Annotated in this window: 11 protein-coding genes and 1 pseudogene; 8 read left to right on the forward strand and 4 right to left on the reverse strand. The window is 71.5% G+C overall.

From position 1 onward, the window contains the following. Nucleotides 1–21 precede the first annotated feature (21 nt). Nucleotides 22–1,203, reverse strand: coding sequence for an acyl-CoA dehydrogenase family protein (locus B4N89_RS06145; protein WP_078974849.1), 1,182 nt, complete (start codon nucleotides 1,201–1,203; stop codon nucleotides 22–24). 101 nt (nucleotides 1,204–1,304) lie between these two features. Between B4N89_RS06145 and yidD the strand changes: the two genes are divergently transcribed. Beyond that, complete coding sequence (gene yidD / locus B4N89_RS51205) at nucleotides 1,305–1,985, forward strand: membrane protein insertion efficiency factor YidD (RefSeq protein ID WP_078974850.1); 681 nt, start codon at nucleotides 1,305–1,307, stop codon at nucleotides 1,983–1,985. A gap of 40 nt (nucleotides 1,986–2,025) precedes the next feature. Here the strand turns inward: yidD and rsgA are convergent, their stop codons facing one another. The 3 genes from rsgA to B4N89_RS06165 all read right to left on the reverse strand — a co-directional run bounded on the left by rsgA (nucleotide 2,026) and on the right by B4N89_RS06165 (nucleotide 5,367). Next, nucleotides 2,026–3,111 carry a ribosome small subunit-dependent GTPase A gene (rsgA, locus tag B4N89_RS06155; RefSeq protein WP_078974851.1) on the reverse strand — a complete coding sequence of 362 codons (1,086 nt, stop codon included), beginning with the start codon at nucleotides 3,109–3,111 and terminating at the stop codon, nucleotides 2,026–2,028. 240 nt (nucleotides 3,112–3,351) lie between these two features. Continuing rightward, entirely contained in the window at nucleotides 3,352–4,719 is a 1,368-nt protein-coding gene (locus B4N89_RS06160) for a YihY/virulence factor BrkB family protein (protein WP_235618490.1), read from the reverse strand. Between the two features lie 111 nt (nucleotides 4,720–4,830). Then, on the reverse strand, nucleotides 4,831–5,367 hold the full coding sequence (locus B4N89_RS06165) for a MarR family winged helix-turn-helix transcriptional regulator (RefSeq protein WP_143657866.1): 537 nt from the start codon (nucleotides 5,365–5,367) through the stop codon (nucleotides 4,831–4,833). 227 nt (nucleotides 5,368–5,594) lie between these two features. Here B4N89_RS06165 and B4N89_RS53325 point away from each other — a divergent pair, with 227 nt between their 5' ends. The 7 genes and pseudogenes from B4N89_RS53325 (at nucleotide 5,595) to B4N89_RS06195 (ending at nucleotide 12,095) form a co-directional block, all read left to right on the forward strand. Further along, complete coding sequence (locus B4N89_RS53325) at nucleotides 5,595–5,678, forward strand: putative leader peptide (RefSeq protein ID WP_355541009.1); 84 nt, start codon at nucleotides 5,595–5,597, stop codon at nucleotides 5,676–5,678. Between the two features lie 133 nt (nucleotides 5,679–5,811). Continuing rightward, the gene (locus tag B4N89_RS06170; protein ID WP_078974854.1) at nucleotides 5,812–7,509 is read left to right on the forward strand and encodes a nitrite/sulfite reductase; all 1,698 of its coding nucleotides are present in this window, start codon (nucleotides 5,812–5,814) and stop codon (nucleotides 7,507–7,509) included. Next, nucleotides 7,506–7,700, forward strand: a pseudogene (locus B4N89_RS06175) (hypothetical protein); the annotation flags it as partial. The gene B4N89_RS06170 and the pseudogene B4N89_RS06175, both read left to right, overlap by 4 nt. An 83-nt stretch (nucleotides 7,701–7,783) precedes the next feature. Continuing rightward, nucleotides 7,784–8,482 (forward strand): phosphoadenylyl-sulfate reductase, encoded by a 699-nt coding sequence (locus B4N89_RS06180; protein ID WP_078974856.1) that lies wholly within the window; start codon nucleotides 7,784–7,786, stop codon nucleotides 8,480–8,482. Between the two features lie 55 nt (nucleotides 8,483–8,537). Beyond that, nucleotides 8,538–9,464 (forward strand): sulfate adenylyltransferase subunit CysD, encoded by a 927-nt coding sequence (cysD, locus tag B4N89_RS06185; RefSeq protein WP_078974857.1) that lies wholly within the window; start codon nucleotides 8,538–8,540, stop codon nucleotides 9,462–9,464. Nucleotides 9,465–9,466: 2 nt separating this feature from the next. Further along, nucleotides 9,467–10,813 (forward strand): sulfate adenylyltransferase subunit 1, encoded by a 1,347-nt coding sequence (locus tag B4N89_RS06190; protein WP_078974858.1) that lies wholly within the window; start codon nucleotides 9,467–9,469, stop codon nucleotides 10,811–10,813. A gap of 217 nt (nucleotides 10,814–11,030) precedes the next feature. Further along, on the forward strand, nucleotides 11,031–12,095 hold the full coding sequence (locus tag B4N89_RS06195; RefSeq protein ID WP_201260960.1) for an ABC transporter substrate-binding protein: 1,065 nt from the start codon (nucleotides 11,031–11,033) through the stop codon (nucleotides 12,093–12,095). The last annotated feature ends 34 nt before the right edge of the window (nucleotides 12,096–12,129 follow it).

Genomic DNA, 12,129 nt, shown 5'->3' on the forward strand with positions numbered 1-12,129 from the left:
GGCGCGAGCGCACGCGCCCGCTCAGTGGAAGGCGTCCAGACCGGTCAGCGCCTTGCCGATCACCAGCGTGTGCATCTCGGAGGTGCCCTCGTAGGTCAACACCGATTCCAAGTTGTTCATGTGCCGGATGACCGGATACTCCAGCGAGATGCCGTTCGCGCCCAGGATGGTGCGCGCGCTGCGGGCGATCCCGATCGCCTCGCGGACGTTGTTGAGCTTGCCGAAGCTGATCTGCTCCGGCCGCACCCCGCCCGCGTCCTTGCGCCGCCCCAGGTGCAGCGCGAGCAACTGCGCCTTGCCGATCTCCACCGCCATGTCGGCCAACTTGGCCTGGGTCAACTGGAACGCGCCGATCGGCCGGCCGAACTGCTCCCGGGTGCGGGCGTAGTCCAGCGCCGACTCGAAGCAGGAGCGCGCCGCGCCGACCGATCCCCACACGATGCCGTAGCGGGCCTCGCCCAGACAGCTCAGCGGACCGCGCAGGCCCACCACGTCGGGCAACACCGCGTCGGCCGGCAACCGCACGTCGTCCAGCGTCAACTCGCTGGTGATCGAGGCCCGCAGGGACATCTTGTGCCGGATGTCGACGGCCGCGAACCCGGGGGTGTCGGTGGGCACCACAAAACCGCGCACGCCCTCCTCGGTGCGCGCCCAGATCACCGCGACCTCGGCCACCGAGCCGTTGGTGATCCACATCTTGCGCCCGTTGAGCACCCAGTCGTCGCCGTCCCGCTTGGCGTGGGTACGCATCGACGCCGGGTCCGAGCCGTGGTCGGGCTCGGTCAGGCCGAAGCAGCCGAGCACCTCGCCGGCGGCCATCCGGGGCAGCCAGGTCTGCCGGTGCTCCTCGCTCCCGAAGCGGTGGATGGCGTACATCGCCAGCGATCCCTGCACCGACACCAGCGAACGCAGCCCCGAGTCGCACGCCTCCAATTCCAGGCAGGCCAGGCCGTACTGCACGGCACTGGTCCCGGCACAGCCGTAGCCGTCCAGGGTCATCCCGAGCACCCCGATCCCGCCGAGGCCGCGCGCGAGTTCGCGCACCGAGGGCAGTTCGCCGCGCTCGAACCAGTCCGCCACGTAGGGCGTGACATGGTCGGCGCAGAACCGCCGCACGGTGTCCCGGATCGCCCGATCCTCGGCATCGAGCAGGTCGTCGATGCCGAGCGGGTCGGCCGGGTCGAACGCGGGTGCCTTGGCCATGCCTGGTGCCTCCTGGGTGCCGTTCGACAGACCCGAGCGGTGTCGAACGGGTCCCGATAGATTGCCCCGAACATAGATCCGGAACACGGGGGAGCACCACCATGACCCAGCCGCCGCCCGAACCGCATCCCCTCTTCGCGGGGGCGACGGGCCCGAGCGACGAGACGCCCGAGGAGCGCCGTCGCCGCCTCGAACAGGAGGAGGAGGCCCGCCGCCGGCGCGAGCGGCGCGAGGACCTCGCCGAGGGCGCCGGCGAGAGCCTGGGCGACCTGCCCGGGGGCGGCGGCGGAGGCGACGGCGCAGGCGGCTCCGGTGGAGGTGGCGGCGGCGGGGGCGGCGGCGGGGGCGGCGGCTGCTTCGGCGGAGGTGGCGGTGGCGGAGGAGGAGGAGGAGGAGGAGGAGGAGGCGGCGGCCGCGGCGGAGGTGGCGGTCGCGGCGGCAGCGGTGGAGGCGACGGCTGCGGCTGCGACCCCTGCCTGCTCAACCTGCTCTCGCTCCGCCTGATGTGGATCACGCTCACGAGCCTGCTCCGCCCGCGCGCCGGCTCGCCCGCCCGCCGCCTCGGTGCCGCCGTCGACCGCTACCGCGCCGAGATCAGCCCGAAGACCGCGCCGTGTTGTACCTTCACGCCCACCTGTTCGACCTACGGCAAACGGGCGCTGCACCGCCACGGCGCGCTCCGCGGTACATACCTGACCGCTCGCCGACTGCTGCGCTGCCGGCCCGGCAACGGCGGCTACGACCCGGTACCGGCCGCGCGGCCTGCTCGGCGACCGCGCTGACCGGCGGTCGGGGCGGGCCCGCGCCCGCCCCGACCCGGGGTCACTTCTTCGGCGACGGCGAGCGGCGCATCTCCTTGTGGATCATCTTCCACTCCCGGGCGCGTTCGGCCCGGATGCGGTGGTCCTCGCGCGAGGCCATCCACCGGGCCTCCCGAAGCAGCTTGCGATAGCTGTCCAGACGGCGCTGCGGGAGTTCGCCCGCCTCGATCGCGGCGAGCACGGCGCAGCCCGGTTCGCTGTCGTGCGTGCAGTCGGCGAACCGGCAGTCGGCCACCAGTGCGTCGATGTCGGAGAAGGTGCGGTCCAGCCCCTCGCCGACGTCGTACATGCCCACCCCGCGCATCCCCGGGGTGTCCACGAGCACACCGCCGTTGGGCAGCGGCACCAACTCGCGCCAAGTGGTGGTGTGTCGGCCCTTGCCGTCGCCGCGCACCGCCTGGACCGCGGTCACCTCGGTGCCCGCGAGCGCGTTGGCGAGGGTGGACTTGCCCGCGCCGGAGGTGCCGATCAGGGCGACCGTCCGCCCGGCGGTGTACGCGTCCAGGACGTCCAGGCCCGCACCGGTGACGGTGCTGGCGACGACCACGTCGACGCCCATCGCGACCGCCTCGACGTCCGCGCGCAGATCGTCGGCGTCGGCCGCGAGGTCGGCCTTGGTGAGGATGACCAGCGGCCGGGCGCCGCTCTCCCACGCGAGGGTGAGCAACCGCTCCAGCCGGCCGAGGTCGGGCGGCGTGTCCAGCGGGACGACGGCGCCGATCAGGTCGACGTTGACCGCGAGGACCTGACCCGCCGAGCGCCCGGACGCCTGCGAGCGCACCAGGGACGTACGCCGGGTCAACAGCGCGGCGACGAACGGTTCGCGACCGTCGTCGGGGATGTCCAGGACCGCCCAGTCGCCGGTGCAGGGCAGGTCGCCGCCGCCGTGCGCGGCACGCACGGTGCCGTCGGCGGTGACCACCTCGCACAACGAGCGGTCCACCCGGGCGATCCGGCCGGGGATCAGGCCGTGCCCGAGGTAGGGGGCGAATTCACTGTCCCGCTCCGCGTCCCAGCCATAGGCGGCGAGCACGTCGGAGGTCGGGAGGGAAGAAGAGGAGGAACGGGTGTGCTTTTGGGAAGACAAGCCGGTGGCCCTTCGAGGGGCGGATCCGCCGACCTGCGCGCCGTCACGACGAACGACGTGGTGCGGCTACGCGGTGCGGGTCCTGGGAATGGGGGTGGGATATGAGGTCCAGCCCGTCCGGGCGACCGTCATCAAGGTCGTGGTCACGACATCCACCTCCCACCTGTCTCGTGCGGCTCTGGGCCGCGCTCCGGGCACCGCTTGCCGCGGCCCGTGGGCCGCTCGGAAAATCCTAGGCCATCACGGACGCTCGCGTCGAGCGTGTTCCTGCTCGCCGACCACCGGTCGGGTCGGGCGCGGCGGCCACGCGGTGTCGTCCAGCGGCAGGCCGGGCAACTCCTGGCCCGCGGGCATGTGCAGGCCGGGCGGCTGGCCGTTGGTGGGCGGCGGCCCCGGCGGGCGCGGCGGCCGGGACGGCATGCGGTTCTGCGGCTCGCCCGCCCGCCGGGCGCCGTTGGCCCGGCCGTTGACCGTGCCCGCGTCGCCGCGTTTGGCGTCGCGCGCGTGGATCGCCCAGCGCTCGGGGAACTCCGACGGCGGCTCGCCGAGGTCGGGGAGTTCGCCGTGGATGACGGTGTCCTCCATCTCGTCGTGCTCGCCCGCGGGCGTCCAGTCGCCGGGAGTGCCCCGGTGCCGCCCCGAGCGCAGGTGCTCCATCGCGGCGGCGATCTCCTCGGCGGCCTTCTCCTTGTCCCGCTCCGCGCGGGCCTGTGCGGTCTCCTGGCTCGGCCACACCTGGTCGATCGCGGCGTTGACGGCGGCGCCGATCAACACCGCCATGGCCGCGAAGTACATCCACACCATCACCGCGACCGGGGCCGCGAGCGAGCCGTAGACGGTGGGCCCGTCGATGGTGGTGGCCAGGTATACCCGGAGCAGGAAGCTGCCCACGATGCACAGCAGCAGCGCGACCAGCGCCCCCGGTATGTCCTCGCGCCACGGCGTTCGCACCGGTACCGACACGTGGTAGAGCGAGGTCAGGAAGCAGACCGAGAGCACCACCAGGACGGGCCAATAGAGGATGTGCACCGTTCCCTCGAAGTGCGGGAACGCCTTGACCACCAGCTCCGGGCCGGCCACCAGCAGCGGGATCAGGAACATGCCGAGCAGCAGCCCGACCACGTACAACGTGAAGGACAACAGGCGGGTGCGCACGATGCCGCGCTTGCCGGACAGGCCGTACATGATCGTGATGGTGTCGACGTAGACGTTGAGCGCCCGCGAGCCGGACCACAGCGCGATCAGGAAGCCGGCCGAGACGATGTCCGCGCGGCCGGCGTCGAAGACGTCGTTGACCAGCGGGACGACCACCTGGTCGATGCTCTTGTCGGAGAGCACCGAACCGGAGGCCTTGATGATGTCGGCCTTGAGGTCGTTGACGGTACTGCCGCCGATCAGACCGTGCAGGTAGCCGACGGTGCCGGCCAGGCCGAGCAGCAGCGGGGGCAGGGACAGCAGCATGAAGAACCCGGCCTCGGCGGCGAGGCCGGTCACCCGGTGGTTGAAGCAGGAGATCACCGTTTCGCGGAGTATCCGCCACAGTGCGCTCCGCAACCGGATGCGACCGGCCCCTCGCAGGCGAGGTCGTTGTTGGTAGTCCGCTGCCACCCCTTTAAGGTATCCGGCCGAAGGCCCGCCATTCGCCAAGTCGTCGTCCGGGTGTGACACCCTCGGCGCGCGGTGCCGCGCCGGACCGCTGCGCGGAGCGGTCCGCGCTGGTCAGCGGCTCGGGATCAGCACCCCGGAAAGCCGGCTGAGCACCCTGGCCGCGGTCCGCAGTTCCTCGGCCGGAAGGTCGGCGAAAGCGCTCTCCCAGCTCTCCCGGAACAGCGCGTCGAGCCGGTACAGCTCGCGCCGCCCGGCGGGGGTGAGCCGAGCCACCGAGCCGCCCCGCCCGCGCCCGGCCCGCACCGCCTCGACCAGGCCCTCGCGCCCGTGTACGTCGAGCAGGTCGCGCACCGCGGCCGGGGGCAGCCCGAGCACCCGGCCCAGCCGGTCGTTGTCCAGGTCGAGTTCGTCGGCGAGCGTCGCGAGCAGGCGGTAGCGGGCGGCGTCGGCATCGGCGTCGATCGAACCGGCCCGCCCGGCGCGGTCGGCGCGGATCGCGGACAGGAAGCCGTTGAGCGCGTAGCGCAGCGTCTCGACCGCCTCCTCGCGCCGCGGCTCGGGCCGCTCGGCGGGGGGCGCGGCGCCGGCCTCGACCACACAAACGGAGCGCGTTCTGCGCCGAGGCACACCCAGAACCTCGCCTGGCATACCGATCAGCTCCTCGTCCACTGTGGTGCGTGGGTCGTGATACCGCCCGGGGGTGCGGAATCCGACCACCCGTACCGTAACCAACCGCGGCGACGATCCATGCCGCGGCCGACCGCGAAAGATCACCCCATCCCATATGCTGGGCAGAGGCGTTCATCATATGAGATGGCTGTTCGCATCCCGGACACCGATGGACGGCTATCTGGCTCCATGTCAATCTTTGCGACATGTCTCGCGCCGGTATTGCCCTCGTAGGTCGACTCCACGTCGACCTCGGACGCATGTCCAGCGCCGTCTGTTCGCCGGTCTGACGACCCGCCCGCCGCATCAGCCTGCCGGGCGCGCGGTCGCACCGGCACCACGACTCTCACGGCCGGTCCGGCGAGGGTGCGGCCGGATGCCCCACCGTGCGTCCCCCACCGATCCGCCCGGAGGACGCTCCCCATGGCCGCCACTACCGACACCGCCGGCAGCGGTCCCCGCGCCCGCAAGACCGCTCGCCATCGCGGCGAGGGTCAGTGGGCCCTCGGCCATCGTGAACCGCTCAACGGCAACGAGCAGTTCAAGAAGGACGACGACGGTCTCAATGTGCGCGCCCGCATCGAGAACGTCTACGCCCACCGCGGCTTCGCCTCCATCGACCCCAACGACCTGCGCGGACGCATGCGGTGGTGGGGCCTGTACACGCAGCGCAAGCCCGGGATCGACGGCGGCAAGACCGGCGTGCTGGAGCCCCACGAGCTGGACGACGAATACTTCATGCTGCGCGTGCGGATCGACGGCGGCCGGCTGAACCTGGCCCAACTGCGCGCCGTCGCCGAGGTCTCCGAGCGGTTCGCGCGCGGCACGGCCGACATCACCGACCGGCAGAACGTGCAGTTCCACTGGATCCGGATCGAGGACGTCCCGCAGATCTGGCGCATCCTGGAGGGCGTGGGCCTGTCCACGACCGAGGCGTGCGGCGACACCCCGCGCGTGGTGCTCGGCTCCCCGGTGGCCGGCATCGCCGAGGAAGAGATCATCGACGGCACCTGGGCCATCGACGAGATCAACCGGCTCTACATCGGCAAGCCCGAATACTCCAACCTGCCGCGCAAGTTCAAGACCGCCATCTCCGGGTCGCCGCTGCTCGACGTCGCGCACGAGATCAACGACGTCTCCTTCGTGGGTGTCGTGCACCCCGAGTTCGGTCCGGGCTTCGACGTCTGGGTCGGCGGGGGGCTGTCCACCAACCCCAAGCTCGCGGTGCGACTGGGCGCCTGGGTGCCGCTGGAGGAGGTGCCGCAGGTCTGGGAGGGCGTCATCTCGATCTTCCGCGACTACGGCTACCGCCGGCTGCGCAACCGCGCGCGGCTGAAGTTCCTGGTCGCCGACTGGGGGCCGGAGCGCTTCCGCGAGGTGCTGGAGAGCGAATACCTGGAGCGCAAGCTGATCGACGGCCCCGCGCCGGACGCGCCCGCGCAGGTGTGGCGCGACCACGTCGGCGTGCGTCCGCAAAAGGGCGGCGGCTTCTACGTCGGCTTCGCCCCGCGTGTGGGCCGGGTGGACGGAGCCACGCTGGGCAAGATCGCCGACCTGGCCGAGCGGCACGGGTCGGACCGGGTGCGCACCACGGTCGAGCAGAAGATGCTCATCCTGGACGTCGCCGAGGACAAGGTGGCCTCGCTCAAGGAGGGTCTGGAGGCGCTGGGCCTGCGGGTGGACCCGAGCCCCTTCCGGCGCGGCACGATGGCCTGCACCGGCATCGAGTTCTGCAAGCTGGCGATCGTGGAGACCAAGGGCCGCGGGATCACGCTGATCGACGAACTGGAGCAGCGGCTCCCGGAGTTCGACCAGCCCATCACCATCAACATCAACGGCTGCCCGAACGCCTGCGCGCGCATCCAGGTCGCCGACTTCGGCCTCAAGGGCCAGTTGGTCCTGGACGAGAACGGCGAGCAGGTCGAGGGCTACCAGGTGCACCTGGGCGGCGGCCTGGGCCTGGACCCCGGCTTCGGCCGCAAGATCCGCGGCCTCAAGGTGACCTCGGCCGAACTGGCCGACTACATCGAGCGGGTGCTGCGTCGTTTCGAGGAACAGCGCGGCGAGGGCGAGCGCTTCGCCCAGTGGGCCCTGCGCGCGACCGACACGGACCTGTCGTGAGCGCCGCCGGCGGTGCCGAGCCGGGCCAACGGGCCGTGCCGTTCTACTGCCCCTTCTGCGGCGACGAGGACCTGCGCCCGCACGAGGAGGGTCACGGGACCTGGTTGTGCTCGGCCTGCCGGCGGGCGTTCTCGCTGAAGTTCCTCGGCCTGGTCTTCCCGACCCGGCACAGCCCCGAGAAGCATGGCGGCGACGGGACGCAGAGCCCCGCCGGGCCCGGCACCGAGCCGCTCGCCACCCACACGCACCAGTCGATCGCACACGAGGAGGGCCGATGACCGTCACCGAGAGCACCGACCTCGAAGCGCTCGCCGGCCGGGCGGCGCTCGAACTGGAGGACGCGACCGCGTCCGAGATCCTGGCCTGGACGCACGAGCAGTTCGGCCCGGCCTGGTGCGTGACCTCCTCGATGGAGGACGCCGTGGTGGCGCATCTGGCCTCGAAGGTCGCCCCCGGGGTGGACGTGGTCTTCCTCGACACGGGCTACCACTTCCCGGAGACGATCGGCACGCGCGACGCGGTCGAGGCGGTCTACGACGTGAACGTGATCACCGTGCACCCGGAGCTGACCGTCGTCGAGCAGGACGCGAAGTACGGCCCCGCGCTGCACGATCGCGACCCCGACGCGTGTTGCGCGATGCGCAAGGTGGCGCCGCTGGAGCGGGCCCTGACCGACTACCGCGCGTGGGCCACGGGCCTGCGCCGGGACGACTCGCCGAGCCGGGCGAACACCCCGGTCGTCTCCTGGGACGCGCGTCGGCGCAAGGTCAAGATCGCCCCGATCGCGCGCTGGACCCAGGACGACGTGGAGGCCTACATCGCCGAGCACGGCGTGCTGACCAACCCGCTCCTGATGGACGGCTACGCCTCGATCGGCTGCGCGCCCTGCACCCGCAGGGTCGCCCCCGGCGAGGACGCCCGCGCCGGCCGCTGGGCGGGCCTGGGCAAGACCGAGTGCGGGATCCACGCATGACCGGCCCGATACGCACCACGGCACCGTGCTCGACGAAGACGAAGGAGGGGTTGGCGTGACCACGACGATCGACAAGGGCACCGCACCCGGAGCCCTGACCCACCTGGACGCGTTGGAAGCCGAGTCCGTGCACATCTTCCGCGAGGTGGCGGGCGAGTTCGAGAAGCCGGTCATCCTGTTCTCCGGCGGCAAGGACTCGATCGTCATGCTGCACCTGGCGCGCAAGGCCTTCTGGCCGGCGCAGGTGCCCTTCGCGCTCCTGCACGTCGATACCGGGCACAACTTCCCCGAGGTCATCGAATACCGCGACAACGTGGTCGCCGAGCACCACCTGCGGCTGCACGTGGCGAACGTGCAGGAGTTCATCGACAACGGCCGGCTGCGCGAGCGCCCCGACGGCACCCGCAACCCGCTGCAGACGGTGCCGCTCCTGGAGGCGATCGAGTCGCACCGCTTCGACGCGGTGTTCGGCGGCGGCCGGCGCGACGAGGAGAAGGCCCGGGCCAAGGAGCGGGTGTTCTCGCTGCGCGACGAGTTCGGCGCGTGGGACCCGCGGCGCCAGCGGCCCGAGTTGTGGCAGCTGTACAACGGCCGGCACCGCGTCGGCGAGCACGTGCGGGTGTTCCCGATCTCGAACTGGACCGAGCTGGACGTGTGGCAGTACATCGAGCGGGAGAAGATCGCGCTGCCGCGGATCTACTTCTCGCACGAGCGCGAGGTCTTCGAGCGCAACGGCATGTGGCTCTCCCCCGGCGAGTGGGGCGGACCCCGGGCCGACGAGGCGGTCGTGCGGCGCGTGGTGCGCTACCGCACGGTCGGCGACATGAGCTGTACCGGTGCCGTCGACTCCCCCGCCGCCACGGTGGCGGACGTCATCGCCGAGATCGCGGTGAGCAGGCTGACCGAACGAGGTGCCACGCGCGCGGACGACAAGATGTCCGAGGCCGCGATGGAGGACCGCAAGCGCGAGGGGTACTTCTAGTCATGAGTGGGACGTCCGAGATTTCCCCGACGGCCGGCGCGGCCGTCGACGATCGTGTGGGCCTGCTCCGACTGGCCACCGCGGGCTCCGTCGACGACGGCAAGTCGACCCTGGTGGGCCGGCTGCTGCACGACTCGAAGTCGGTGCTGAGCGACCAGTTGGAGGCGGTGACCCGGGTCAGCAACGAGCGCGGCCAGGAGGAGGCCGACCTCGCGCTGCTCACCGACGGCCTGCGGGCGGAGCGCGAGCAGGGCATCACCATCGACGTCGCCTACCGCTACTTCGCCACCGCCCGGCGCCGGTTCATCCTCGCCGACACCCCGGGGCACGTGCAGTACACGCGCAACATGGTCACCGGCGCCTCCACGGCGGAGCTGGCCGTGGTGCTGGTCGACGCGCGCAACGGCGTCGTCGAACAGACCCGGCGGCACGCGGCGGTGGCGGCGCTGCTGCGGGTGCCGCACGTGGTGCTCGCGGTCAACAAGATGGACCTGGTCGACTACAGCGAGGAGCGCTTCGCCGAGGTCGCCAACACCTTCACCGCATACGCGAAGGCGCTCGGGGTGCCGGACGTGCGCTCGATCCCGGTGTCCGCGCTGCGCGGGGACAACGTGGTGGACCCCAGTTCGCACATGGACTGGTTCTCCGGGCCGACGCTGCTGGAATACCTGGAGACGGTGCCGGTCGAGACCGACCCGACGCAGGAGCCCGCGCGCTTTCCCGTGCAGTACGTGCTGCGGCCCCAGTCCGACGACGAGTACCGCGACTACCGGGGCTACGCCGGGCAGATCGCCTCCGGCGTGTTCCACGAGGACGACGAGGTGGTGGTGCTGCCGTCGGGGCAGCGCACCACGATCGCCGGCATCGACCGGCTCGGCGTCCCGGTCCGGCAGGCCCGGCAGGGCGAGTCGGTCACCCTGCGGCTCGCCGACGACGTGGACGTCTCGCGCGGGGACCTGATCGCGCCGATCGACGAGGCGCCCACCCCGACCCAGGACGTGGAGGCGACCGTGTGCCACGTCGCCGACCGGCCGCTGCGCACCGGCGACCGGGTGCTGCTCAAGCACACCACCCGCACGGTCAAGGCGATCGTCAAGGACATCGCCTACCGGCTCGACCTGGACGCGCCGATCGACGGCGAACTCGGCCACGAGCAGCACCCGACCGAACTGCGCGCCAACGACATCGCGCGCGTGGTCCTGCGCACCGCCCAGCCGCTCGCGCTCGACGACTACGCCGTCGGCCGCCGTACCGGTTCCTTCCTGCTGATCGACGAGGCCGACGGCTCGACGCTCACCGCCGGCATGGCCGGCGCCGCGTTCGCCGCGCCGGGTCGATGTTCCGGCTGATCCGAACGCGGGTGTGACCACCCGCTTTTGACGCTCCGTCAGCCCTGTTTCCGGCATCGCCCGTCGCCCATTACATACGTCATCCCGGCCCGCGCCCGACGGCGCGGGCCCGAGGGAAGGTCCCCGCATGTCCGTTTTCGGGACGCATTTCGGCCAATACCGCCGCAGATCCATTCGTACCGGCTTCGCCGCCGCCCTCCTTCTGCCGCTGCTCGCCATGTCCGCGTGCGGCTACGGCTCGGACAAGAAGGACGACAAGAAGAACACGCCGGCCGCGGGCGCGGGTCCGGCGACGGCGGGCGGCGCCAAGGCGGGTACGTCGGCCTCGCAGATCCGACTCGGCTTCTTCGCCAACGTCACCCACGCGACGCCCCTGATCGGGCTGAACGAGGGCTTCTTCGCGAAGGAGTTGGGCACCACCGAGATCAAGCCGCAGGTGTTCAACGCCGGTCCGGCCGCGATCGAGGCGCTCAAGGGCGGTTCGATCGACGCGACCTACATCGGCCCGAACCCCTCGATCTCCGGGTTCACCAGCACCAACGGCGAACTTTTGCGGATCGTCGCGGGCGCCACCTCGGGCGGCGCGTCCCTGGTGGTCAAGCCGAACATCAACGGGCCCGCCGACCTCAAGGGCAAGAAGATCGCCTCGCCGCAACTCGGCGGCACCCAGGACGTCGCCCTGCGCGCGTGGCTGACCAAGAACGGCTACAGCGTGGACACCTCGGGCAAGGGCGACGTCAGCGTGGTGCCGACCGACAACGCGCAGACCCTCGCCGCGTTCCAAAAGGGCGACCTGGACGGCGCCTGGCTGCCCGAGCCGTGGGCCACCCGCCTGGTGCTCGAGGCCAACGCCAAGGTGCTCGTGGACGAGCGCACGCTGTGGCCGGAGGGCAAGTTCGTCACCACGGACCTGATCGTGTCCACCAAGTTCCTCAAGGAGCACCCGGACACCGTCGAGGCCCTGATCAAGGGTCAGGTCGCCGCGAACGACTGGGCGGTCGCCAACCAGGACAAGGCCAAGGCCGCGGTCAACGCCAAGATCACCGAGTTCGCGGGCAAGCCACTCGCGCAGAACGTGCTCGACGCGGCGTGGCCGAACATCGCCATCACCAACGACCCGCTCGCCGCGTCGCTGGTGAAGCTCTCCGAGGACGGCGTCGCGGTCGGCGTGACCAAGAAGCTCGACATCCACGGCATCTACGACCTGACCATCTTGAACAAGGTCCTCGCCGCCGCCGGCAAGCCCGCGGTCGCCGACGCCGGACTGGGCCCGAAGAAGTAGCCCGCCCGTTGTTCTCCCCCGGGCCCCCGTGCCC

It is taken from the genome of Embleya scabrispora (genome assembly GCF_002024165.1).
Taxonomy (GTDB): Bacteria; Actinomycetota; Actinomycetes; order Streptomycetales; family Streptomycetaceae; genus Embleya; species Embleya scabrispora_A.